Annotated in this window: 20 protein-coding genes; 8 read left to right on the top strand and 12 right to left on the bottom strand. The window is 72.7% G+C overall.

From position 1 onward, the window contains the following. The first annotated feature begins 9 nt into the window (after nucleotides 1-9). Together I5Q34_RS24785 and I5Q34_RS24780 are read left to right on the top strand one after the other, a co-directional pair. Nucleotides 10-948: an alpha/beta fold hydrolase gene (locus I5Q34_RS24785; RefSeq protein ID WP_199894625.1), complete on the top strand. Its 939-nt coding sequence runs from the start codon at nucleotides 10-12 to the stop codon at nucleotides 946-948. A gap of 34 nt (nucleotides 949-982) precedes the next feature. After that, nucleotides 983-2,614, top strand: a complete 1,632-nt coding sequence (locus I5Q34_RS24780) for a CocE/NonD family hydrolase (protein WP_199894624.1) — start codon at nucleotides 983-985, stop codon at nucleotides 2,612-2,614. On the opposite strand, the gene I5Q34_RS24775 is transcribed toward I5Q34_RS24780, so the two are convergent. From I5Q34_RS24775 to aac(6'), 3 genes are all read right to left on the bottom strand, one after another. After that, a complete protein-coding gene (locus tag I5Q34_RS24775; protein ID WP_199894623.1) occupies nucleotides 2,527-3,060 on the bottom strand; it encodes an NADPH-dependent FMN reductase in 534 nt (177 codons plus the stop codon). The genes I5Q34_RS24780 and I5Q34_RS24775 overlap by 88 nt on opposite strands. Nucleotides 3,061-3,098: 38 nt before the next feature. Next, nucleotides 3,099-3,665: a hypothetical protein gene (locus I5Q34_RS24770; protein ID WP_199894622.1), complete on the bottom strand. Its 567-nt coding sequence runs from the start codon at nucleotides 3,663-3,665 to the stop codon at nucleotides 3,099-3,101. A gap of 80 nt (nucleotides 3,666-3,745) precedes the next feature. After that, nucleotides 3,746-4,219: an aminoglycoside 6'-N-acetyltransferase gene (gene aac(6') / locus I5Q34_RS24765; RefSeq protein ID WP_199894621.1), complete on the bottom strand. Its 474-nt coding sequence runs from the start codon at nucleotides 4,217-4,219 to the stop codon at nucleotides 3,746-3,748. A gap of 212 nt (nucleotides 4,220-4,431) precedes the next feature. Between aac(6') and I5Q34_RS24760 the strand changes: the two genes are divergently transcribed. Continuing rightward, nucleotides 4,432-5,040 (top strand): DUF6230 family protein, encoded by a 609-nt coding sequence (locus I5Q34_RS24760; protein ID WP_199894620.1) that lies wholly within the window; start codon nucleotides 4,432-4,434, stop codon nucleotides 5,038-5,040. Further along, nucleotides 5,031-5,297: a DUF6114 domain-containing protein gene (locus I5Q34_RS24755; RefSeq protein WP_199894619.1), complete on the top strand. Its 267-nt coding sequence runs from the start codon at nucleotides 5,031-5,033 to the stop codon at nucleotides 5,295-5,297. Before I5Q34_RS24760 ends, I5Q34_RS24755 begins: the two co-directional genes overlap by 10 nt. Before the next feature lie 54 nt (nucleotides 5,298-5,351). Here I5Q34_RS24755 and htpG read toward each other — a convergent pair whose 3' ends face one another. The 4 genes from htpG to I5Q34_RS24735 all read right to left on the bottom strand — a co-directional run bounded on the left by htpG (nucleotide 5,352) and on the right by I5Q34_RS24735 (nucleotide 10,407). Further along, nucleotides 5,352-7,271, bottom strand: coding sequence for a molecular chaperone HtpG (htpG, locus tag I5Q34_RS24750; protein WP_199894618.1), 1,920 nt, complete (start codon nucleotides 7,269-7,271; stop codon nucleotides 5,352-5,354). Between the two features lie 477 nt (nucleotides 7,272-7,748). Further along, the gene (gap, locus tag I5Q34_RS24745) at nucleotides 7,749-8,747 is read right to left on the bottom strand and encodes a type I glyceraldehyde-3-phosphate dehydrogenase (protein ID WP_199894617.1); all 999 of its coding nucleotides are present in this window, start codon (nucleotides 8,745-8,747) and stop codon (nucleotides 7,749-7,751) included. Nucleotides 8,748-8,854: 107 nt separating this feature from the next. Continuing rightward, entirely contained in the window at nucleotides 8,855-9,811 is a 957-nt protein-coding gene (locus tag I5Q34_RS24740) for a GlxA family transcriptional regulator (protein WP_199894616.1), read from the bottom strand. Between the two features lie 212 nt (nucleotides 9,812-10,023). After that, nucleotides 10,024-10,407, bottom strand: a complete 384-nt coding sequence (locus I5Q34_RS24735; RefSeq protein ID WP_199894615.1) for a hypothetical protein — start codon at nucleotides 10,405-10,407, stop codon at nucleotides 10,024-10,026. Between the two features lie 177 nt (nucleotides 10,408-10,584). Between I5Q34_RS24735 and I5Q34_RS24730 the strand changes: the two genes are divergently transcribed. Further along, the gene (locus tag I5Q34_RS24730; RefSeq protein WP_199894614.1) at nucleotides 10,585-11,022 is read left to right on the top strand and encodes a glutaredoxin domain-containing protein; all 438 of its coding nucleotides are present in this window, start codon (nucleotides 10,585-10,587) and stop codon (nucleotides 11,020-11,022) included. Between the two features lie 143 nt (nucleotides 11,023-11,165). On the opposite strand, the gene I5Q34_RS24725 is transcribed toward I5Q34_RS24730, so the two are convergent. After that, nucleotides 11,166-11,798, bottom strand: coding sequence for a TetR/AcrR family transcriptional regulator (locus I5Q34_RS24725; RefSeq protein WP_199894613.1), 633 nt, complete (start codon nucleotides 11,796-11,798; stop codon nucleotides 11,166-11,168). Nucleotides 11,799-11,941: 143 nt separating this feature from the next. Here I5Q34_RS24725 and I5Q34_RS24720 point away from each other — a divergent pair, with 143 nt between their 5' ends. Beyond that, nucleotides 11,942-13,096, top strand: a complete 1,155-nt coding sequence (locus I5Q34_RS24720) for an NAD(P)/FAD-dependent oxidoreductase (protein ID WP_199894612.1) — start codon at nucleotides 11,942-11,944, stop codon at nucleotides 13,094-13,096. 662 nt (nucleotides 13,097-13,758) lie between these two features. Further along, nucleotides 13,759-14,961 (top strand): hypothetical protein, encoded by a 1,203-nt coding sequence (locus I5Q34_RS24715; RefSeq protein ID WP_199894611.1) that lies wholly within the window; start codon nucleotides 13,759-13,761, stop codon nucleotides 14,959-14,961. Between the two features lie 6 nt (nucleotides 14,962-14,967). On the opposite strand, the gene I5Q34_RS24710 is transcribed toward I5Q34_RS24715, so the two are convergent. From I5Q34_RS24710 to I5Q34_RS24695, 4 genes are all read right to left on the bottom strand, one after another. After that, nucleotides 14,968-16,203 (bottom strand): aspartate kinase, encoded by a 1,236-nt coding sequence (locus tag I5Q34_RS24710; RefSeq protein WP_199894610.1) that lies wholly within the window; start codon nucleotides 16,201-16,203, stop codon nucleotides 14,968-14,970. Between the two features lie 18 nt (nucleotides 16,204-16,221). Then, nucleotides 16,222-17,565 (bottom strand): diaminobutyrate--2-oxoglutarate transaminase family protein, encoded by a 1,344-nt coding sequence (locus I5Q34_RS24705; protein ID WP_199894609.1) that lies wholly within the window; start codon nucleotides 17,563-17,565, stop codon nucleotides 16,222-16,224. Between the two features lie 32 nt (nucleotides 17,566-17,597). Continuing rightward, nucleotides 17,598-21,638: a Pls/PosA family non-ribosomal peptide synthetase gene (locus I5Q34_RS24700; protein WP_199894608.1), complete on the bottom strand. Its 4,041-nt coding sequence runs from the start codon at nucleotides 21,636-21,638 to the stop codon at nucleotides 17,598-17,600. Between the two features lie 241 nt (nucleotides 21,639-21,879). Further along, nucleotides 21,880-22,284, bottom strand: a complete 405-nt coding sequence (locus I5Q34_RS24695) for a hypothetical protein (protein ID WP_199894607.1) — start codon at nucleotides 22,282-22,284, stop codon at nucleotides 21,880-21,882. A 255-nt stretch (nucleotides 22,285-22,539) separates the two neighbouring features. On the opposite strand from I5Q34_RS24695, the gene ftsH reads away from it, so the two are divergent. Continuing rightward, nucleotides 22,540-24,441, top strand: a complete 1,902-nt coding sequence (gene ftsH / locus I5Q34_RS24690) for an ATP-dependent zinc metalloprotease FtsH (RefSeq protein WP_199894606.1) — start codon at nucleotides 22,540-22,542, stop codon at nucleotides 24,439-24,441. Nucleotides 24,442-24,445: the final 4 nt, after the last annotated feature.

The raw sequence follows: 24,445 nt of genomic DNA, 5'->3' as shown, positions 1-24,445 counted from the left end.
GAAGAGCTCGTGAACGAAGAGCCGGCGAACGAAGAGTCAACGAGCGAAGAGCCAACGGGCGAAGAGCCAGCGAACGAAGAACGCGTCGAGACCGGAAGGCTGACCTACGAGGGCTACGGCATCGAATGGCGCGTCGTGCGGAGCGAGCACCCCCGCCTCGATCCCGTCCTCCTCGTGGGCGGCGCCTTCCAGAACAAGGATTCCTGGACGGTCCACCAACGGTTCCTCGCCCCGTACGCCGACGTCATCACCGTGGACCTCCCCGGCTCCGGAAACACCGGCAGGCTCCCCGTTCGCCACGGCAGCGGCTTCTACACCGGTGCACTCGGCCATCTGCTGACCGAACTCGCCCTGCCTCGCGTCAACCTGGCCGGTGTCTCCTACGGCGCCTTCATCTCCTACGGCTTCGCCCGGCACGGCGCGGACCGCGTCGCACGGCTGGCGCTGTCGGGCGTGGCCGACCGGATGCCCGCGGAGACGAGGGAGGTGTGCGCCAGGATGGCGGCCCTGCTGCGCGCCGGACGGACGGTCGAGTTCGCCGAGGCCGTCGTGGGCCAACTGCTGCCGACGACCGGCGCGTCCGGCCGGTCCGGCCGCGACGAGGCGCTCGCCTTCATGCTGCGTTCCCAGTTCGGCGGCCTGTCGCGGGAGACCACGGAGCAGTACGCGGACCACTACGAACGGCTTCTCGCCCATCCACGGCTCCGCCCCGGCGTCCGGGACGTACCGACGCTGGTGTTCACGGGCGAACACGACGTCTGCACCCCTCCGCACGCCGGGCGGCGGGTGGCCGACGCGGTCCCCGGGGCGGTCTTCGCGACGGTGGCCGACGCGGGCCATCTGCTCTGCCTGGAACGACCGGAGGAGTTCTCCGAGATCCTGCTCCGCTTCTTCTCGGGACGACGGATCGACGAACTCCCCTACTGCACCGCTGAAACGTACCGCTGAAAAAGCTGAAACGCACCGCTGAAAAAGGGGAGAGATGAGAGCTGTCAGAGCCCTGCTGGCCGCCGTGCTGGCGGCGGTACTCGTCGCGCTGTCCTCGGCGGCACCCGCCGCCGGGCGGCCGTCGGCGGGCGGGCCGCTCCTCACCGCCATCAGGACCGCGCCCGGCGTATGGCTGCGCGCCGAGGTGTACCGGCCGCCCGGCCCCGGTCCGCACCCGCTGATCGTGATGCCGGGGCCGTTCCTGCTGCCCGCCGACATCTACGCCGTCCCGGCACTGCGGTTCGCGGCCGCCGGATTCGTCGTCGTCACCTACCAGCCACGCGGCTTCCTGGGGTCGAGCGGCAGCTTCGGCCTGGCCGACGCGGAGGACGTCGCCGACGCCTCCCGGGTGATCGACTGGGCCGTGCGGCACACTGCCGCCGACGCCCACCGGGTGGGCTTCTGCGGCGTCTCGTACGGAGCCGGCATCAGCCTGCGGACCGCCGCCACGGACCGACGGGTGCGAACGGTGGCCTCGCTCGCGGGCTGGAGCGACCTCTTCGAGGTGATGTACGGCGGCGGAACCAGACGACTCGAGGCATCCCTGCTCCAGGGCGTGGTCGGGCTCGTCGAGGCCCGGCCCGGACCCGAAGTCCTCAGAGCGGTACGCGACTTCCTGAGCGGCCCCGCCCCGACGCCCTATCTGCGTTCCTTCGCCCGCGCCCGGTCCCCGATGACCTATCTGGACCGGCTCAACGAGAACGGCCCGCACATCCTGATGGCCCAGACCTGGCTCGACCCCGGCCAGTCGCCCAACGGGATCGGCCGCTTCTTCGAGGGCCTGACCGCGCCCAAGCGCCTGGAGTACCGGCGGGGCGACCACGCGACCCAGGTGCTTCCCGGCCTCGTCCTGCCGGGCACCCCGACCTGGGAGAGCGCCCGACGCTGGTTCGAGCGCTGGCTGCAGGGACGGCGCAACGGCATCGACGACCAACCACCGCTGCTCCTCGAAGTCCGCGGACACGGCCTCGGGCATCCCGAGGAGCACCACGCCGCCGCCTGGCCGGCCACCGCGGGCCCGGACGCGCCCCCGCTGGAACCGCTGACGGGCGCCGACCCCACCATCAACGCCCGGGCCGACTCCGGAGCGAACGGCGGAGTGATGCTCGCGAGCGGACTGCTCGACCAACTGCTCGGCCTGCCTCCGCTGGCCGTGCCACGCCTGCTCGCGCCGGGGGCCGCCGCCGTCTGGCAGACGGCCCCCGGACGCCGGGCCCGGCACCTCAGAGGCATCCCGGCCCTGCGCACCGTGGTGACTCCCTCGGCCCCCGAGGGGACCCTCATCGCCTACCTCTACGACATGGGCCCCACCGGCGTCGGTCAACTCATCTCCCACGCCCCGTACTCGTTCACCCACCACACACCGGGCACGGACCTGGAGGTCGGCCTCGACCTCTTCGCGACCGCGTACGACGTCCCGGCCGGCCACCGCCTGGCCCTGGTCATCGACGGGGCCGATCCCCTGTACATGTCACGCAACCCGGTCGGCTCGACCCTGACGGTCCACACGGCCCGGACGACGCTGGCCCTGCCGGTCCGTCAGGCCCTCGCGAGCAGCCCGAGCACCGCACGGATCCGGTCGCGAACCTCCGGATCAGTGATGACACCGTCCCCGCCCACGAGTTGACGGCCCACCGGAACCCGCACACACGCCTCCTCCACGACGGCACCCCCGGTGTACCCGAGCACCGTCCGCAAGGTGGCCTCCGCCCCCTGCCCGCGCCCGGGCGCCGCCGCGTTCACCCACGCCACGGGCTTGTCACAGATCTCCGTCCCCCCGACCGTCCAGTCGAGCAGATTCTTGAACGAACCGGGCAACGTCCCGGCGTACTCCGGCGTGCAGATCAGCACCGCCGTCGCCGAGGCGATGGCCGCGCGCAGCTCGACGACGGGCGCGGGCAGGGGCTCCACGTCGTCGTCGGGGTTGAAGTGCGGGAGGCCGGCCAGGCCGTCGTAGCGCACGGTGCGTATGTGCGGGGGAGCCACGGCCTCGGCGGTGCGCAGGACGGAGTCGTTGGAGGAGCCGTTACGCAAGCTTCCGGAGAGCAGCAGGATGACGGGTGAAGTGGACATCCGTTCAACCTACAACGGAGCAGAAGAGCAGGGCGCGGCTATTTCACCGCCGGCGGGATGTGCGCCCGGAACTTGTTCTCCAGGTCCGCGCCCCGGATGACGCCGCCCGTGTGGTACGTCAGCCCCCACGCGTCGATGGCCGAACCGTCCGCGAACATGCACATGTTGTGCAGGTGGCCGCGGTCGACCGGGTCGCCCTTCCTGATCCAGCCGCCCACGTCCGGCTTGCCCTCGCCGAATTGGGTCGTGCCGCCGAGCTTGGCGCAGTAGGCGGCCGAGGGGTTGCCCACCGGGTGGGCGGGGAGGGGCGGCTTGCGCTTGTAGGCGAGGGACGCGAGGGTCGGGGCGTCGGCGGCGAGGGTGTCGGTGGGGAGGACGATCCGGCTGCCGTCCTTGGCCCGGAAGTGGCAGAGGTCACGGATCGTGCCGAGCGGGGTGAGGCGGGCGCCGTTGTCGTAGTAGGCGCGGTACGCCCCGGGGCTGCCGCCTTGGCGGGTGCACCAGGACGACGGTCCGGCGGACTCGTCCGCCGTGGCCTGGGTGATGATCAGGAGTGCGGCGCCGGTGGTGAGGGCCAGGGCGGCGGCGGTGACGCGTGCTCGCATGACGTCCTCCCGGGATCCGAGTTCGGCAGTGGGACGGGGGACAGCCTGGGGGAGGGGCGCGGGGGCGTCAACGGGGCCTGTCAGGTCAGTTCGTCCGCCAGGAGGTCCATCAGCAGGCCGTCCTGCCACTTGCCCGTGCGGAGGTCCCGGGAGTAGGCGCGCATCACTCCCACCGGCTTGAAGCCGACCTTCGCGTAGCTGCGGACCGCCGCCGTGTTCGCCGCGGCCGGGTCGATGGTCAGGCGGTGGTGGCCGCGGTCGTGGACCAGCCAGCGGGCGAGCGTGCGGACCGCGTCCGTGCCGAGGCCCTGCCCGTGGTGAGCCGTCGTCAGGAAGAGGTCGATGCCCGCGTGGCGGAACTCGGGGTCGGTCTCCTCCGCGTACTGGATCGCGCCGATGACCTCGCCGTCCAGGACGACGGCCAGCATGCCGGCGTAGTCCTCCGGGGGCGACCACCACGCCGCCACCGCCGGCTCCCGGACGATCCGGTCGAGGGTCCCGGCGTCCTCGGCCGTCGTCGGGCGCAGGGCCACTCTCTCTCCGTGCAACTCCATACCGGTCATTGTCGCCGATTGCCGAGACTGATCATTTTGTATCGAATGGGTGAATGCCCGGCCTGGCTCAGGTAGGAGTGGTCCGGCCGGAAATGCCTTTCGGAGGGCGGGAGTTCCCCCTTCGCTGCCGAGCATGCCCGGCAATGGTCCTGCCTCCGCGCCGTCCTCCGTGTTCCTCCGCCTGCGGCCGTCCGATCGAAGGAGTCCCCGACATGACGACCCGTACGCAGCCGGAGGGCCGGACGGCGTGGAAGAGGGCCGCCGCGGTCGCCGTGCCGGCGGTGGCGGCCGTCGCCGTCATGGCCGTCGCCATGGGGCAGGGCGCCCTCGCCTCGTCCTTCGCCGTGTCCGGGGCCGCCCTCCAGGTTTCGGCGGGGCGGCTCACCAGCAAGGGGCTGGCCTCCTACGTCACCGTCGACCGCGCCGCCGACGGCAGCGGTCACCCGGTGGCGCTGCTCGGCCTCGGCGAGGCCATGCTCTCCGACCTCTGCCAGTCCGCCCGCGTCCCGACCCCTGTGGGAACCGTCGTCTTCAAACTGACGGCCGGCGGAAAGGCCGGGCCGATCGCGGCGAGCGACCTGGTCATCGACGGCGAGGACCTCTCCGGCGACGCCCGCTTCGACCAGGTCGAGATCGGCCGGGACGCCGCCGCGCTCGACACCGTGCCCGGCGTCCGGGGGCAGCCCGGCCCCTTCGGCCTGCAGGCCACCGGCGTCACCGTGACGGGCGTGCGGTCCCACGCCCGGTCCGCCACCGGCGGGGACCTCCGCCTCAAGGGGCTGACCCTGAACGTCGCGCTGAACGGGAAGGCATGCTTCTGACCGCGTCCTCGCACGGCCGGTGGCGCACCTGGCGCCGGACCCGCCCCTTCTGGGCCGGCACCCTGCTCCTCCTCGCGGGCGCCGAGCTGGCCGCGCCGCTGGCACCCGTACGGATCCTCCTCGGGCTGGGCACGGGCGGGATCGCGGCCCTCGGTCTCGGGGCGGCGCTCGTCCTGGCCGGCCTGAGCCTGTGGTTCGTGCCCCATGCCCACCACTACGTCACCACCGACGGCCTCGAACTGGGGACGGACACATAGCGGCGGCCCGCCCGTCGCACCCGGGGCAGGCCGCCGACGCATGACGAAGCCGGATTACAGCGCGCGTTCCAGACGGTCCGCCATCAGCTTGACGAACCGGGCCGGTTCCTTCGGCTGACCGCCCTCGGCGAGCACGGCCAGGCCGTGCAGGAGCTCGGCGGTCCCGGCGAGTTCCGTGCGGTCCTCGCGCTCCTTGTACGCCTGGTTGAGGCCCTTCACCAGCTGGTGGTCCGGGTTGAGTTCCAGGATCCGCTGGGCGCGGGGGACCTCCTGGCCCATCGCGCGGTACATGTTCTCCAGGGCCGGGGTCAGGTCGTGCGCGTCGGAGACGACGCAGGCGGGGGAGACGGTGAGGCGGGAGGACAGCCGCACCTCCTTGATGTCCTCGTCCAGTTGCTCCTTCATCCAGCCGAGCAGCCCGGCGTACTCCTCGGCCTGCTGCTCCCGCTCGCCGTCGGCGGATTCCTCGTCCTCGGTGTCGAGGTCGATCCGCCCCTTGGCGACGGACCGCAGCTTCTTGCCGTCGTACTCGCCGACGGCGTCGGCCCACATCTCGTCGACGGCGTCGGTGAGCAGCAGCACCTCGATGCCGCGGTCCCGGAACGCCTCCATGTGCGGGGAGTTCTCGATGGCCTGCCGGGACTCGCCGGTCAGGTAGTAGATGTCGTCCTGCCCGTCCTTCATCCGCTCGACGTACTGCTTGAGCGTGGTCGGCTCGGTGTCGTGGTGCGTGCTCGCGAACGACGCGACGGCGAGGAGGGCCTCGCTGTTCTCCGGGTCGGTGACCAGTCCCTCCTTCAGGACCGCGCCGAACTCCCGCCAGAACGTGGCGTAGCGGTCCTGGTCCTTGGCCATCATGTCCTTGACGGTGGACAGGACCTTCTTCGTCAGCCGTCGCCGCATCATCTCGATGTGGCGGTCCTGCTGGAGGATCTCGCGGGACACGTTGAGCGAGAGGTCCGCCGCGTCGACGACGCCCTTGACGAAGCGGAGGTACGGAGGCAGCAGCGCCTCGCAGTCCTCCATGATGAACACGCGCTTCACGTACAGCTGCACGCCGCGCTTGAAGTCCCGCGCGAACAGGTCGTGGGGAGCGTGAGCGGGGAGGAACAGCAGGGCCTGGTACTCGAAGGTGCCCTCCGCCTGGAGCCGGATCGTCTCCAGCGGATCGCGCCAGTCGTGACCGATGTGCTTGTACAGCTCGTGGTACTCGTCGTCGGACACCTCGTCGCGCGACCGCGCCCACAGCGCCTTCGTGGAGTTGAGCGTCTCGGGGCCGGGCGCCTCGGCGTTCCCGTCGCCCTCGTCGGCCGTGGCGGACGACTCGGGCACCATCCGGATGGGCCAGGTGATGAAGTCCGAGTACCGCTTGACGATCTCCTTGATCTTCCACGGGGAGGTGTAGTCGTGGAGCTGGTTCCCGGGATCGGCCGGCTTGAGGTGGAGCGTGATCGAGGTGCCCTGCGGCGCGTCGTCGACCGTCTCCAGCGTGTACGTGCCCTCGCCGCGCGACGTCCAGAGGGTGCCCTGGTCCTCGCCGGCGCGCCGGGTCACCAGGGTGACTTCGTCCGCCACCATGAAGCCGGAGTAGAACCCGACGCCGAACTGGCCGATGAGCCCCTCCGCCCCGGCCTCGTCCTTGGCCTCCCGCAGCTCCTGGAGGAACTTGGCCGTGCCCGAGTTGGCGATGGTGCCGATGAGCTGCCCGACCTCGTCGTACGACATCCCGATGCCGTTGTCCCGCACGGTGAGGGTGCGGGCGTCCTTGTCGATGTCGATCCGGACGTGCAGATCCGACACGTCGGCGTCGAGCGAATCGTCCCGCAGCTTCTCGAGGCGCAGCTTGTCCAGTGCGTCGGATGCGTTGGAGACGAGCTCCCGCAAGAAGACATCCTTGTTCGAGTAGATCGAGTGGATCATCAGCTGCAACAGCTGACGGGCCTCTACCTGAAACTCAAACGTTGTGGCCGACATGTTCGCGAATACCTCACAGGTCCGGTCAGGGAGAACTGGTGGCAGCCACTGTAAAACACCACGTCAGGGCGGTGACGGGGGATGCGGGAGCGGTGGCTGGATCCGTACCGTGAGTCTGGGGGTGTCTGGGGGCAGGACAGCCCCGGCAGTCGTCTCTGTCGGGGCTCCTTGGAAAACCCCGGCCCCGCTCTTCGTCCCCACTTGGTTGTGGGCTTGGCCAGGGGGCGGGTCCGTCCGATAGCCGTCAGGTTCGAGAGGCGTCGCGGACTTTGTCCGGGGTGGCCGTAGGCCATCGCGGGGTGGCGCTCGAAGAGCCCCTTGACCGGCTGTGGCGCTCCCGCACCCTCCGGAGGCCGGCGGGCGGACCCGCTTCTGTGACCGAGCGCTCTGGTCGGCCCGACTGGTCAACCAGAGCGCCCAAAGGAAATGCTGGTCGGCGCGGTTCGCCGGAGGCGGGGCACCGCCCCCGGCGTCCGGTCAGCGGGTGGCGAGGAACTCGAGCGTGTCGATCACGCGGTTCGAGAAGCCCCACTCGTTGTCGTACCACGCGACGACCTTGACGTGGCGGCCGTCGACGCGGGTGAGGGCCGAGTCGAAGATCGACGAGGCGGGATTGCCCACGATGTCGGAAGAGACGAGCGGGTCGTCCGAGTACTCGAGGATGCCGGCGAGCGGCCCCTCCGCTGCGGCGCGGTACGCCGCCAGCACGTCGTCGCGCGTCACGTCGCGGGCGACGGTCGTGTTGAGTTCGACGATCGAGCCCACCGGCACCGGTACGCGGATCGAGTCGCCCGACAGCTTGCCGTCGAGGTCCGGCAGCACCAGGCCGATCGCCTTGGCGGCGCCGGTCGTGGTCGGCACGATGTTGACGCCGGCGGCCCGGGCGCGACGGGCGTCGCGGTGCGGACCGTCCTGCAGGTTCTGCTCCTGCGTGTAGGCGTGCACCGTCGTCATGAACCCGTGCTCGATACCGGCGAGTTCGTCGAGGACCGCGGCCAGCGGCGCGAGCGCGTTGGTGGTGCAGGAGGCGTTCGAGACGATCGTGTGCACGGCCGGGTCGTAGGCGTCGGTGTTGACCCCGAACGCGAGCGTGACGTCGGCGCCGTCCGACGGCGCGCTGACGAGTACCTTCCTCGCGCCCGCGTCGAGGTGGGCGCGGGTGGCCTTGGCCGAGGTGAAGCGGCCGGTGGCTTCCAGGACGATGTCGACGCCGAGTTCGGCCCACGGCAGCTGCGCCGGTTCGCGCTCGGCCAGCACCGTGATCCGACGGCCGTCGACGACGAGGGCGTCCCCGTCGACGGTCACCGGGCGCCCGAGCCGGCCGGCCGTGCTGTCGTAGGCGAGCAGCCGGGCGAGAGTGGCGGGCTCCGTCAGGTCGTTGACGGCGACGATCTCGAGGGCGCTGTCGCGCTCCAGCAGTGCGCGCAGCACATTGCGCCCGATGCGGCCGAATCCGTTGATGGCGATGCGAGTCATGAGTGAGGTCCCTTCCCTTCGCCACCAGGGTCGCCCGCGGCTCACGCCGCTGACAGTGGCGGGATCGCCATGGTTCAAAAGGATCCCGCCACGCGGTGCCGGGCGGGTTACTCGCCCCGGGTGAAGGTGCGCCGGTACTCGCTCGGCGTGGTGCCGAGGATGCGCTGGAAGTGCAGGCGCAGGTTCGCGCCGGTGCCGAGCCCGACGTCGGCGGCGACCTGTTCGACGCTGCGCTGCGAGCGCTCGAGCAGTTCGCGGGCCAGGTCGATGCGGGCGCGCATCACCCACTGCATCGGCGTGTAGCCGGTCTCCTCGACGAAGCGCCGGGAGAACGTGCGCGGCGAGACCTCGGCCTGCCGCGCCAGTGTGTCGAGGGTGAGGGGCTCGCCGAGCCGGTGCAGCGCCCACTCGCGGGTGGCGGCGAACCGCTCGCCGAGCGGCTCGGGGACGCCGCGCGGCACGTACTGGGCCTGGCCGCCGCTGCGGTAGGGGGCGGCGACCAGACGCCGGGCCGCGTGGTTGGACGCGGCCACTCCGAGGTCGCCGCGCAGGATGTGCAGGCACAGGTCGATGCCGGAGGCGGCGCCGGCCGAGGTGAGCACGCTGCCCTCGTCGACGAACAGCACGTTCTCGTCGACCTGGACGAGCGGATGTCTGGCTATGAGTGCCCGCGTGTAGTGCCAGTGCGTCGTGGCGCGCCTGCCGTCGAGCAGGCCCGTGGCGGCGAGCGCGAAGGCGCCCGTCGAGATGGCGGCGAGCCGTGCGCCCCGGTCGTGGGCGGCGATCAGTGCGTCGACGACGGCCTGCGGCGGGTCGTCGCGGTCCGGGAACCGGTAACCGGGGACGAAGACGATGTCGGCCCACGCAAGCGCGTCGAGGCCGTGGGCGACGTAGTACGCGAGGCCGTCGCCGCCGGTCACGAGACCGGGTGCCGCCCCGCACACCCGCACCTCGTACGGCATGCTCGCGCGGGTCGTGAAAACCTGCGCGGGAATTCCGACATCGAGCGGCTTCGCGCCCTCGAGCACAAGGACGGCGACGCGATGCAGGTGGGAGGCTGGCACAGGAAGAGGTTACGTGGGGCGTGACTTCGGTACGCCCGCTGCGCGGACCGGGCGGACGACACACCGGCCGGCCGGGCTGTCTTCCGCATTGCCGCAGATGCCGCAGATGCCGCCGAGATTTTCCGCGACCTGAAGAACCCCCGGGCCGCATGCGGCAGGGCCGTGACCCCGGGGCCGCCCGCAACCTCATTGCATGAGGCGAGGCAGGATCCTCAACCGGTGAGCGTCACGCACGGCAGGCCGACGCTGGTTCCTCCGCGAAAGCCTTCCGCACACAGTCGGGTACCTGCCGGGAAGTGGCGCTGGGGGTAGGCCTGGTCGCGGTACGTCCGGAACGCGGCGACGTTCTCGGCCTTGGCGCGGGCGCTCCAGCCATTGGTGGTCCATACCCGCGCCGTGATCTGGTGGGGCTGGTTGGTGTTGGTGACCGACACCTCCACCCTGCCCAGGTACGTCCCGTGGTCGTACGTCTCGATGCAGACGGAGTGGTTGCACCACTTGCCCGCGGCTGCGGCCGGCGGGCCGGCGACGAAGACACCGCCGAACGCGGCAGCGAGCGTGGCGATCCCTGTGACGATCTTTCGGAAGGTAGTCATACCCGCAACAACGATCACCCCGGGCCCTTGTCACTCGCAGCCGCCGGTGGTCCGCACCGGTGAACGCGCCTGCGGTGCCGGCGAGTCAGAGGAGTTGAGCGCCCGAGCGGCGTTCTCCCGCCGTTCGCCTTCGTCGACGTCGAGAAGCATTTCGACTCGTCGGTAGTCTGAGTCCTCATGACACGTGCTTGGATCCTGCCGGTGCTGCTTGTGCTCTGCGGCTCAGCCGTCGCGATGGGACTGATCTTCACGGGGAGCCCCGGCGCGGCTGTGGCACTCCTGGTGGCGTTTGTGGTGATCGCAGGCGTGAACTCGCCGCTGATTTTCCCGAGGTCGGTCGGGGCGCTCGAGGCGCAACGCCGCAGCGCGGTCGACGGCCGGCCGGTCGTTTTCTGGCGTTCGGGCTGCAAGTACTGTCTGCGACTGCGCATCCGGTTGGGGCGTAGCGCCCGTCGGTTGCATTGGGTCGACATCTGGCATGACCCGGCTGGAGCGGCAGCGGTGAGAGCGGTCAACGGCGGCAGCGAGACCGTGCCGACTGTCTTCGTGGCGGGCCGGCCGCACGTCAACCCCGACCCTGAATGGGTGCGCGAACAGCTCTCCCCTTCCGCTTGATCGGGAGCGATGCCATGTAGTGATGCCGTGAAGCGATGCCATGTCGGGCAGGGGCCCGCAGGCCCCGAAAGGCCGTCAGCCGGCGGCGTTTGCCGTGGTGGTGCCGTCCGGCCGAGTCCTGTCCGGCGGATCAGCCGGTGCCGTCAGCGGCCGCTCGGTCCGCCCCAGCCCCGTTCGAGCAGGGCGAAGATCTCGTCCATGGCGCGGTACGGGTCGGGGTGGCGGCGGGCGACGAGGGGGGCGTCCAGGGCGAAGCGGGCCAGGGCGGCGCAGGCGGGGTCGTCCTCGGGGGCGCCGGTCTCCTCGGCGATGGCCCGGGCCAGGGCCGTTTCGTGACGCATCCACATCCGGTGGGCGTACTCGCGCAGTGCCGGCGTCTCGTCCACCATGCGGCTGAACTCCGCCAGCCGCGGCCCTGCGGGCTGCTCGCCGGGTGGGTGGGGGATCGGGGTGTGCGGGCTCAGCATCAGGGTGTGCGGGCCCACCGTCGTGATCAGGTGCTCCCGCAGGGCCCGCGGGACGGAGACGCCGGGCGCGCGGTCGCGCACGGCGGCGACGAGGGCCGCCTCGATGTCCTGGTCCAGGTCGAAGAGCAGGGCCTCCTTGCACGGGAAGTGCTTGAACAACGTGGTCACCGACACGTCGGCGGCGTCCGCCACGTCCTTCACGCCGACCTGGTCGTAGCCGCGGTCGAGGATGAGCTCCAGGGCGGCGTCGGCCAGGGCCTTGCGGGTCTGGGCCTTCTTGCGCTCGCGGCGTCCGGTCGGTGCGTTCACCGGCACACCATATCCCGCGAACGGCCCCTCAGGTTGAGTCGGGCAAAAAGTTAAGTCGTTGCACTTTTGTAGTGGGCGTGCTTTCGTGAGAGTGCCGCATCCGGCACGTATCTCGTGTCCTCCTGCCGTCGAAAGGGTCTTTCGTGAACGCCACTTCCGCTCGCGTCGCCGTCGTCGGGGCCGGCCCCGGCGGGCTGATATGCGCCCGCATCCTGCAACTGCACGGCTGGTCCGTCACCGTCTTCGAGCGCGAGGCGTCCCCTGCCGCGCGCACGCAGGGCGGCACGCTCGACATCCACACCACCACCGGCCAACGGGCGCTGCGCGAGGCCGGGTTGCTCGACCGGTTCCACGAGCTGGCCCGGCCCGAGGGGGAGGTGTGGCGGCGGCTCGACCCCTTCACCGCCGAGGTCCTGGAGGTCGACCGGCCCGCCGACGGCCACGCGGGCCGGCCGGAGATCGACCGCGGGCAGTTGCGCGGGCTGCTGCTCGACTCCCTCGCGACCGGAACCGTCCGCTGGGGGCGTCCGGTCAGCCGCGTCGTCCCCCACGGCGACGGCACGCACCGGCTGCTGTTCGAGGACGGCACGGGGGAGGACTTCGACCTGGCCGTCGGCGCCGACGGCGCCTGGTCGCGCGTCCGTCCGGCGCTGTCCGACGCCATGCCGCGCTATACGGGCGTCACCCTGGTCGGGACCGGATTCCATGACTCCGACACCCGTCATCCGGCGTTCGCCCGGCTGGTCGGCGACGGCAGCATGTCCGCCCGGTCCGGCCACAGGGGGCTGACGGCCCAGCGCAACAGCGGCGGTCACCTCGACGCCGCCGCCATGTTCCGTGCCCCGGAGGACTGGTACGTCACCGCCGGCCTCGACTTCGACGACACCGCCGCCGTACGCGCCCACCTGCTGGGCATGTACGACGACTGGCACGACAGCCTGCTGTACCTGCTGCGGGCCGGTGACAGCGGATTCGTCAACCGGCCCCTGTACGCCCTGCCCGTACCCCATGCCTGGGACCACGTGCCCGGCCTGACACTGGTGGGCGACGCCGCCCACCTGATGCCGCCGCTCGGCGTCGGCGCCAACCTCGCCCTCCTCGACGGCGCCGAACTCGCCCTGGCCCTCGTCGCGCACCCGGACGCCGACGCCGCGGTACGGGCCTACGAGGAGGTCATGCTGCCGCGCGCGGCGGACCTGGCCGCACGCACAGCGCAGGGTCTCAGCCACTTGCTGCCGCCGGAGGGGGATCCCGAGCCCGTCCCGGGGGCAGGGCGCCCCGGTCAGCCGCGGGCCTGAACACGTTCGGTCATCGCGGGGGCCGGACGCCTGATCGCGGCCGATGTTCGATGAACCGAGCTCACTCCGTATTGCGGAAGTGCTTGCAGAGGGAGGGGGGTTGCGGATACCGAGCCGGTCGGCGAGGGCGCGCACCGTGAGTTCGCCGCGGCCGGGCTCCTCGGTCGGGCAGCCCCCGTGCAGCGCGGTGAGCGCCCGCCGCACACGCGCCGAGGCAAACCTCGGGTGCCATCGTGGCGTTCGATCCGTCACCTTCCGTCGCTGCCGGTGGTCTCCTGGGCCTGTCGCGTCGCGGGCCGGAGTGTCCGGTGCCGCTTGGGTGTTGGGGAGGAGCCAGGAAAGCCGCGGTCGGTGATCGGACGTGTACGGAGGCCCGTGGCCGCGGCTGCGGCGGGCATGCGCGCCTTCGTGGGCATGACCGCGCTCGCCCCGGCCTCCACGCAGCCCGGGCCGCCGCTCCGGCGGCCTGCCGGTGGCCCGTCGCACGGCGGAATCCACGCTCACGACGCTCCGGCCGGTTCTCCTCTCCGCGTCGGCGCGGACGGCCCGAAGGATCCGGTCCCCATGTGCCGCTCCCGCCGACACCCCGACGAGACTCCATGCCGGTCATAGTCGCGCCGGTCCCGATAGCCACCCGGAGCCGTCGGGCAGGCATCCGGCGCGTGAGGACGAATGTCGCGGTGCGCGTGGGTGCCGCTTTCGCCGGGGCCCTGCCCGCCGTCGTGTTGCGGATCATGGGGGTCGAGCCGGGAGCCGTGGGCGGGATCGCCGTGTTCGGGGTCGGGGTGCTGGCCGCCGCGTTGTTGCTGATGTGGGCGGCCGAGACCGCGCGGGCGGACATCGCCGGGCCGCTGGCGCTCGCGCTGCTGGCGTTCATCGCGGTGCTGCCGGAGTACGCCGTCGACCTGTACTTCGCGTACACCGCCGGGAGCCGGCCCGAGTACGCGGCCTATGCCGCGGCCAACATGACCGGCGCCAACCGGATGCTCGTCGGGGTCGGGTGGCCGCTTGTCGCGGTCGCGGCGTGGGCCGCCGCGCGGCGCAAGGGCGTCAGCCCCGGGATCGGGCTGCGGGAGCACCGGCGCATCGACGTCGCCTTCCTCGGCGTCGCCGCGCTCGTGGCCTTCGTCATGCCCGCGACGCGGGAGATCGCCTGGTGGCTCGCGGTCGTGCTCATCGGCTGGTACGCGTACTACCTCTTCCGCGTCGGGCGGTGCAGCGAGACCGACGAGGAGGAGCTGGTCGGCGTCCCGGCCCGGCTGGCGCGGCTTCCGGCCGGGCCGCGGAGGGCGACGACCGTGTTCGGCTTCGTCGCCGCGGCCGGAGTGGTGTTCGCCTGCGCCGAGCCGTTCGCCACGGCGCTGGTCGACGCCGGGGCGACCCTCGGCGTCGACCGCTTCCTGCTGGTGCAGTGGCTCGCGCCGCTCGCCTCCGAGGCGCCCGAACTGATCGTCGCGGTCGTGTTCGCCTGGCGGCTGCGCGGCGACGACGGGCTCGGCGCCCTGCTGTCGAGCAAGGTCAACCAGTGGACGCTGCTGATCGGCAGCCTTCCCCTGGCGTATCTCGCGGGCGGCGGGGACGCGTCGCTGCCGCTGGTGGAGCGGCAGGTGGACGAGGTGCTGCTGACGGCGGCCCAGACCGTACTGGCCGTCGTGCTCCTCCTCGACCTGCGGTTCCTGCTGTGGAAGGCGGGACTGCTCCTGGTGCTGTTCGCCGTGCAGTTCGTGCTGCCGGGGGTCGGCGCCCGGATCGTCCTCAGCTGGGTCTATCTCGGGCTGGCCCTGATCCTGTCGGTACCTCGCCTGCGTGAACTCCGGCCCTCCGCCCGGGCCCTCGCCGGGAGGATCGAGGGCGACCCGCATTGACGGGTCTCACCCCGCCCCCAGCCGGAACGCCGCGTGCAGCGCCCGTACCGCGTCGTGCAGCCGCCCGGCCCGGCAGAGCACCGAAATGCGGCTCTCCGCCGTCGAGATGGCGGTGATGTTCACGCCCGCGGCCGACAGCGCCTCGCAGCAGCGGGCGATGACCCCGGCCTGGACGCGCATGCCGGTGCCGACCAGGGACACCTTGCCGACGGCCGCGTCGTAGCGCAGCTCGCCGAAGCCGAGGTCCGCTCGGTGCGCGCGCAGCGCGGCCAGCGCGGCGGGCCCGTCGTCCTGCGGCAGGACGAGGGTGAGGTCGCCGCTCCGCCCGGGCCGGCGGACGGTCTGCTGGACGGCCGTGTCGACGTCCACCCCGGCGTCGGCCAGGACGCGGAAGAGCGCGGCGGCGGCGCCCGGGCCGTCGGGGACGCCGGAGACGGTGAGTTCGGCGCCGGACAGGTCGTGGGCGACGGCGGTGACCGCCGGCCGGCCCATGGCGGACGGCCGGTCGCCCGCGCCGTTGACCACCGTCCCCGGCCCGCTGCCGTGCGCCGGGCGGACATGCACGGTCACGCCGTAGCGGCGGGCGCACTCGACGCTGCGCGGCGCCAGCACCTTGGCACCGCCGGCCGCCATCTCCTCCATGGTCTCGTAGGAGAGCCGGCCGAGGAGGCGGGCGTCGGGGACGATCCGCGGGTCGGCGGTGAACACCCCGTCCACGTCGGTGTAGATCTCGCAGACGTCGGCCTTGAGCGCCGCCGCGAGCGCGATGGCGGTGGTGTCGGAACCGCCGCGGCCCAGCGTGGTGACGTCCTCGGTCTCGCGGTTGAGCCCCTGGAAACCGGCCACCAGCACCACCGACCCGCGGTCCAGGGCCCGGCGCACCCGGTGCGGCGACACCTCGGTGATCAGGGCCCGGCCGTGGGCGGCGGTGGTGAACACCCCCGCCTGGTCGCCGGAGAGGGAGTACGCCTCGGTGCCGAGCGCGTCGATCGCCATCGCGGTCAGGGCGTTGGAGATGCGCTCCCCGGCGGTGAGGAGCATGTCCACCTCGCGGCGCGGGGGGACGGGGCTCAGATGGCCGGCCAGTTCGAGCAGCTCGTCGGTGGTGTCGCCCATGGCGGAGACGACGACCACGATGTCGTGGCCGTCCCGGCGGGCGGCGACGACCCGTTCGGCGACGCGCCGGATCCGCTCGGTGTCCCGCACCGAGGAGCCGCCGTACTTCTGGACGATGAGAGCCATCGGGACACCCCGTACCCGCTACGGCCGGTGCGCCGTGACGGCCGCGACGGCGGCGAGGAGGATCGTGCAGGCCGTGTCGGCCACCTCCGCGGTCACGTTGAGCGGCGGCAGGAGGCGGACGACGCAGTCGTCCCGCCCGCCCCGTTCGAGCATCAGGCCGTGGCGCAGCGCCTCGGTCTGGACGGCGGCGGCGAGCGCGGAGGCGGGCCGGCCGGTGCCGGGGTCGGCCAGCTCGACGCCCCACATCAGGCCCCGGCCGCGGACCTCGCGCACCCACGGCTCGTCGGCCAGCCCGTCGAGGCGCGTGCGGATCTGCTCGCCGCGGCGGCGGACGTTGCCGAGGACGTCCTCCTCGCGCACGATCCGGACCGCCTCGGCGCCCGCGGCGAAGGCGAGTTGGTTGCCGCGGAAGGTACCGATGTGGGTGCCGGGGGCCCAGGTGTCGAGGGTGGCGTCGTAGAGGATGACGGCGACGGGGAGGCCCATGCCGCTCAGCGCCTTGGAGGCGACGATGACGTCGGGCTCGATGCCGTACTGCTCGAACGCGTACCAGGTGCCCGTGCGCCCGCAGCCGGTCTGCACCTCGTCGACGACCAGCGGGACGCCCAGCGAGCGCGTCAACTCGCGCACCCGGCGGGCGAAGCCGATATCGGCCGGGACGACGCCGCCCTCGCCCTGGACCAGTTCCATCAGCACGGCGGCGGGCAGCGGGACGCCGCCGTTGCTGTCGCGCAGGGAACGTTCGAGGTAGGCGGCGCAGTCGGTGTCGCAGCCGTCGGAGCAGAACGGGAAGAAGTGGACGCCGGGCATGATGTTGCGGACGGCCTGCTTGGGGGCGAGGAGACCGCTGAGGGCCATGGTGGCGTGGGTGCTGCCGTGGAACCCGCCCTGGAAGGAGACGACGTCGCCGCGGCCGGTGGCCACCTTGCAGAGCTTGACGGCGGCCTCCACGGCGTTCGCCCCGGTCGGACCGCAGAAGTGCAGCTTCATCCGGTCCCGCAGCCCCGGCGGCAGCATCGACAACTGGGCCTGGACGAACGCCTCCTTGGCCGGGGTGGGGAAGTCCAGGCCATGGGTGAGGTGCCCGAGCTGCTCGGTGACGACCCGGACCAGCGCGGGGTGGTTGTGGCCCAGGGACAGCACGCCGGCGCCGCCGAGGAAGTCGATGAACACGTTCCCGTCCACGTCCCGGACGAAGCTGCCGCACCCCTCGGCCAGGGCGATCGGCAGACTGCGCGGGTAGGTGCGGGCGTTGGACTCCCACCGGCCCTGCCGGGCGAGGTACTCGGCCGAGACGGGACCGGGCAGCGGTCCGGTGACGCGGGGACCGGACCAGGTCTCGGGGTGGACGAGCGATGTCATGGGCATCTCCGGGGCATCGACGGGCTTGTGGGTCAGCGGGGACGGGACGGGATGCCGCGCCAGCGGGTCCGGTCGGGCAGCCGCTCGCCCTTCATGACCAGCGAGAGGGCGTCGACCCCGGCCCCGGCGCCGACCCGGGCGTCGTAGAGGACGACCGAGCGCATGCCCACCGAGGCACCGGCCCCGACGCGGACCCGGGACATCTTCATCACCCGGTCCTCGAACAGATGCGTCTGCAGGGAGGTGAACTCCCCGACCGCCGCGTCGTCCCCGACATCCACGAGGTCGAACTCGGTGAGGTACGTGGTGTTCAGCCACACCCGGCGGCCGATCCGGGCGCCGAACAGCCGCAGGACGGGGGCCGCCCACGGCGAGCCGGTCAGCAGGTTGACGAAGGCCGGCACGACGAGGTTCTCGTACAGGCCGGTGATCAGTTCCGTGCGCCGCACCCACACGCTCCACAGCGGCTCCGTGCGCGGCCGGTAGCGGCCGACGACCAGCCACTTGAGCACGACCGCGGCCAGCGTCACGGCCAGCGCCGCGCCCAGCCCCAGGGCCGGGCCCAGCAGGAACAGCGCCACCGGCGGGCCGGCGGCGGCCAGTTGCGCCGCGGCCCACACGGCGCCCAGGACGCCGAGCGCGCCGAGCGTGGCGGGCAGGGTCACCCGGAAGTACTCGATCGCCAGCCGCGCGGCGATCAGACCGGGGGTGGGCTCGTAGGTGAGCCGCGCGGGGAACTTCCGGCTCTCCTCGCGCCGGGGCAGGAAGATCGCGGGCGAGCCCAGCCAGGTCGTCTCGGGATCGACGGGCCGCTCCGGGGCCACCGAGTGGACGCCCAGCAGGCTGTTGTCGGCCATCCGGCACGAACCGGGCACCAGCGCGCCGTTGCCGACGAAGCTCATCCGCCCGACCTCGGCCGGGGCGAGGGCGACGCGGCCGCGGTGGAAGACGGCCGGGCCGACGACACCGATGTCGGCGACGAAGCTGCGCTCGCCGATGATCAGCATGTCCGGGTCGACGAAGCTGACCGTGGCCACCTCGGACCAGCGGCCGGTGCGCGCCCCCAGCGCACGCAGGAACGGCACCAGGTAGAGCGTGGAGTACAGGGCGTGGGTGACCGTCAGGCTCATGGTCAGCACGCCGTCCGCGATCCACTTGCGCAGGCCGAAGGCACCGCGCTCGCGGTGGATGCCGGCCCGGGCGGACGGCAGGACGGCCTTCTTGACGGCGAGCACCAGCAGACAGGTGGCCAGCACCACCAACGGCCCGGTCGCCAGGGTCGCCAGGGCGGCCCAGCCGAAGCCGTGCCGGGACGCCGCCCAGACCACCGCGGCAAAACCGGCCCCGGCGACGGCCAGCGGCGCGAGGACGAACAGCAGGACCCCCGCGACGTACCCGGCGAGCACGGCGGGGGACCAGGTCCGGTCGTCGGCCCGGGCGGCCATGTCCCGCAGCAGCGGCGGCGCCGCGTCGCGGCGCGCGGCGGGGGACCCCGCCCAGTGCTCGCCCGCCGGGACCGCGCCGCCGGCCGGCAGCAGCGACTGGTCGCCCAGCGAGGCTCCGTCACCGAGGCGGGCACCGGGCAGGACGACGCTGTTGGTCCCGACGTGACAGCGCGCACCCAGGCGCACCGGCCCGAGGAGCAGCCGGCCGTCCTCGACCGCGTACGGCTGGAGACGGACGCCGTAGCCGATGCTCGTGTCGTCCCCGATCTCCACCAGGGACGGCGGGCCGGCCACCGAGGACAGGTGGCAGCGGCGGCCGACCCGGGCCCCGAGCAGCCGCAGGACGGGGGCCAGCAGCGGCGAACCGGCCAGCAGGGGCAGCAGGCTGAAGGCCAGGACCTTGCCGTGCAGCCAGAACCGCAGGTACGTCACGCCCCACAGCGGATAGTGGCCCGGGCGCACCCCGGCCATCAGCAGGCGGGCGCCGAGCAGGGGCAGGACCAGCGCGCCCACCAGCAGCAGCCAGACGGCGTTGAGCAGAAGGAACGGGCCGAGCGGCAGGGCGACGAGCCGGTCCAGGAGACCGCCGGGAGCGGGCCCGCGCACGTCGGCGCCGACGGCCCGGAAGAACCGGTACAGCAGGGCGACGGCGGGCAGGCCGATCAGCAGCAGCCAGACGTACAGGCCGACGGCCTGGGCCAGTCCGCAGGCCCACACCCGCGCGGCGGAGTGCCGCAGCGGCGGCGGGGCGGGGGAGCCGGCACCGGGCTTGGCCTCCGAGGCCGCCGCTTCCGAGGCACGGGCGGCGAGGGAACGGACGGTGGGGTGCGCGTACAGATCGCCCATCGCCAGACCGCGCAGCTCGGGGTGCTGCCGCAGCCGGGACATCAGCCGGGCCGCGGTCATCGAATGGCCGCCCAGGTCGCAGAAGAAGTCGTCCTCCACGGAGACCTCGTCAGCACCGGTGATCTCCCGCCAGGCCGCGGCGAGTTGCCGCTCCAGCGGGGTCGCCGGGGCGGCACGCGGCCGGTCGCGGCGGGCCAGCGGGGGCGAGACGGGCGCGGGCAGGGCGGCGCGGTCCACCTTGTCGGCGGCCAGCAGGGGGAAGGCGGGGAGCACCTCCACGTACGCCGGGATCATGTAGGCGGGCAGCCTCCGCCGGAGCACGGAGCGCAGCCGGACGCGCAACTCCTCCTCGCCGCCGTCCAGTTGCCCGGTGAGGGTGACGTATCCGATGAGGTCCTGGGCGACACCGTCGCGTTCCAGCGGGATGACGACCGCGTTCTCGACGGCCGGGTCCTCGCGGAGCACCGCCTCGATCTCGGCCGTCTCGATCCGGTAACCACGGATCTTGACCTGGGTGTCCACCCGGCCCAGGTACTCGATCTCCCCGGCGGGGGTGAACCGTCCGCGGTCGCCGGTGCGGTAGATCCGGGGCACCTCGGCGCGGTCGTGTTCGACGGGGTTGGGCAGGAACCGCTCGGCCGTCAGCTCGGGCCGGTTGACGTAACCGATCGCCACGCCCGGGCCGCCGACACAGATCTCGCCGCTCTCGCCGTCGGCCACCGGCCGCAGTTCGTCGTCCAGCAGGTAGACGGTGTACGTGGGCAGCGGGGTGCCGATGGTGACCGGCCGGTCCGGGTCGAGCTCGGCGCAGGTCGCGGTGACCGTGGCCTCCGTCGGCCCGTACGCGTTGAGGAGCCGCCGGCCGGGCCGGGACCAGCGGCGCACCAGGTCGGGCGGGCACGCCTCGCCGCTGACGAGCAGGATCCGCAGCAGCGGCACGTCGGTGTCGAGGGTCGCCAGGAGGGTGGGGACGCAGCACAGTACGGTGACGCGCTGCTCGACGAGGAACGCGGACAGCTCGTGGCCGGCCCGGCGTCCGTCGGTGGGTCCCGCCACCAGCGTGGCGCCGCTCGTCCAGGCCGGCCAGATCTCCTCGACCGCGAAGTCGAAGGCGATCGACAGGCCCTGGTAGACGCGGTCCTCGGCGCTCACACCGTAGACGGGGGTGACCACGCGGAGGAAGTTGACGATGCCGGCGTGGGACACCGCGACGCCCTTGGGGCGGCCGGTGGTCCCCGAGGTGTAGATGACGTAGCTGACGGACGACGGGTCCACGGCCGGACACGGCCGGGCGTCCGGCCGCCGGGCCGCCTCGTCGCCGGCCGTGTCCAGCTCCAGGACCGGGCAGGGCAGGCCGGGGGGACGCAGACCCGATGTCGTCACCAGGTCGCCCAGGCCGGCGTCCTCGGCGATGAACACCAGCCGGTCGGCGGGGAACGAGGGGTCCAGCGGGACGTACGCCGCACCGGACTTGATCACGCCCAGCAGGGCCACGTACAGGTCGAGGGACCGCTCCAGCAGGATGCCCACGGCGCGCCCGGGACCCGCGCCGCGCCCGGCGAGCAGGTGCGCCAGCCGGTTGGCGTGCCGGTCGAGCTCGCGGTACGTCAGCTCCTCGCCCTCGTGGACGACGGCCACGGCGTCCGGATGGCGGTCGCAGGAGCGCTCGAAGCACTGCGCGAGGACGCGGACGCCGCACGGGGGCCGGCCGGGGCCGGAGGGCGGAGGTCCGGCCCCGGACCCGGATTCCCCGGTCCTGGCGGGTGATCTCGTGTCGGCCATGGGCTTTTCCCCGGTCGGAAGTTCAGATGCGGCTTTGCCGGCGGGCGGTGGTACGGCCGTACACGGTCCGGAGGGAAAGGCCGCGGGACGGGGCCTTTCGGGCCGGGCCGGCGGACCGGGACGCCGGATGTGAACGTGGGAAGAGTCGTGAACGTGGGAAGAGTCCTTCTCGATTCCTTCCGGGCACGCCGCCTCGTACCGCTTGTTCGTCAACTGTGCAATTTCATACGGCAGTTACGTGCTATTTGGACGGCTTGTCGAGGGGCGTCAGTACGAGCCGCACCTCCAGCTCGTGCTCGCCCGGCACCGTGCCGTGCTCCTCGACCCCGAAGGCGGCGGCGAGTTCCTCCTTGACCTGGTGCACCGGGTCGGCGGCACCGAACAGGTCGGCCGTGACCGGGCCGCCGAGGGCCGCCGGCGACGGCCCCCTGGCCGCCCGCCGGGCCTTGGTGTCGACCTCCGTGCACCAGATGACCGGCTGGCCCCCGGCCCTCGACGGGCCCGGTGGCGCCGCCTCCCGGACCGGGGCGCCGGCACCGGCGGGGAAGGCGGCGTCCAGGGCGGCGATGACCGCGTCCGCGGCCCGCTCGTCGCAGCCGGTCAGATGGACGCTGACGTGATCCGCACTTTCGGTGGCGCTGGTCACCCGGGACTCCTTTGCCGTCGTCGGCCGCTGCTGCCGCGCCGCTGTTCGGCTCGACCGTAAAGGAGCGCCGGGCGGGCGGCACGCGGGGCGCGGCCGTCCGGGGGCGGGGTGCCGCACCGAGGGCGCGGGTACCCGGTGACCTGGGGCGCATGCCCCGACTGGCCTAGCGAAGCACCGTCCGGCCCTGCCGGGAGGGGCCCTGATCCCCGATCCTGGGGACAGGGCGCCGCGTCGCCCGTGAGAGGGAGCGCTCCCGTGATCACTCGCATTCGCCTGCCGCACCGGCACCTCGCCCCGCCGGGCCGCCCCGGCCCGCCGCCCGAGCCGCCCCGCCGCCAGACCCCGCCGCCCAAACCCTCCTGGGGGCGGTGGATCCTGGCGTTCGTCCTGGTGATGTTCGTGGTCGTCCTGCTGATCTCCCGCGGCTTCCCCGGGGAGAAACGCCAGGAGGTCTCGTACTCCGACTTCGTGGCCAAGGTCAACGCCGGGCAGGTGCAGAGCGTCGACGTCGGCTCCAACGGAAGTGTGAGCGGCAAGCTCAAGAACGGCACCGAGTTCACCAGCCAGCTCCCCACCGCCCTGGGAACCGGCCAGCTCCAGCAGCAACTCCAGTCCCACAACGTCCAGATCACCGCGACGACCAGCGGCGGCGGCAGCGCCTGGCTCTCCGTCCTGCTGGCCTTCCTGCCCCTGCTGCTCCTCGGCGCCTTCTTCCTGTGGGGCGCGCGCCGCGCCGCCGGCTCGCTGACCGGCGGCATCAGCGCCATCGGCCGCTCCCGGGCGAAGATCATCGAGGCCGAGCGGCCGACCACGGGCTTCGCCGACGTCGCCGGCTACGACGGCGTCAAACAGGAGATCGGCGAGGTCGTCGACTTCCTGCGCAGCCCCGAACGGTACGCGCGGGCCGGGGCCAAGGGGCCACGCGGCGTGATCATGGTGGGGCCGCCCGGCACCGGCAAGACCCTCCTCGCCCGCGCCGTCGCCGGGGAGGCGGACGTCCCGTTCCTCTCGGTGACCGGCTCCGGCTTCGTCGAGATGTTCGTCGGCGTCGGAGCCTCCCGGGTGCGCGACCTCTTCGACGAGGCCCGCAAACGCGCCCCCTCGATCATCTTCATCGACGAGATCGACGCCGTCGGCGGGCGGCGCGGCGGCGGCACCCGCCTCGGCGGCAACGACGAGCGCGAACAGACCCTCAACCAACTCCTCGCCGAAATGGACGGCTTCGACCCGCACAGCGGGATCGTCGTGCTCGCCGCCACCAACCGGCCCGACGCCCTCGACCCCGCCCTGCTGCGGCCCGGCCGCTTCGACCGGCAGGTCACCGTGCCCCTGCCCAACCAGGCCGAACGGGCCGCCATCCTGGCCGTCCACGCCCGCGGCAAGACCCTCGACCCCGGCGTCGACCTCAACACCGTCGCCCGCGGCACCCCCGGCTTCTCCGGCGCCGACCTCGCCAACCTCGTCAACGAGGCCGCCATCAACGCCGTCCGCGCCGACCGCGCCGTCATCACCGCCCAGGACCTGGACACCGCCCGCGACCGGGTCCTGCTCGGCCGCCGCGAGACCTCCAACGCGCTGCTGCCCGAGGAGCGCCGCTCCGTCGCCGTCCACGAATCCGGCCACGCGCTCGTCGCCGCCCTGTGCGAACACGCCGACCCCGTCGCCAAGGTCACCATCCTGCCGGCCGGCGTCTCCCTCGGCGTCACCGAGCAACTCCCCGAAGCCGAACGCCACTTGTACAGCGAGGGATATCTCACCGACCTGCTGGCCGTCCGCCTGGGCGGACGCGCCGCCGAACTCGTCGTCTTCGGCGAGGGCTCCACCGGAGCCGCCAACGACCTCGCCGGCGCGACGCTGATCGCCACCCGCATGGTCCGCGAGTTCGGCCTCTCGGGCGCCCTGGGCCCGGTCGGCTACGGGTCGTCCGGCACGCAGTTCCTCGGCGAGAGCATGGAGGACCTCCAGCGCCGCCCCTACAGCGAACAGACGCAGCGCGTCGTGGACGAGGAGGTGGCCCGGCTGCTCGCCCGCGCCGAGCAGCGGGCGCTGATGATGCTGCGGGAGCACCGCCAGGCGCTGGACCGGCTGGCGGACCTGCTGGTGGCGAAGGAGACCGTGGACGGGAAGGTGGTACTGGAGGTCCTGCGGGAGGCGTAGGGCG

The organism is Streptomyces sp. AV19 (genome assembly GCF_015999245.1).
Lineage (GTDB): Bacteria > Actinomycetota > Actinomycetes > Streptomycetales > Streptomycetaceae > Streptomyces.
This window is presented reverse-complemented; position numbering and strand designations above follow the sequence as displayed.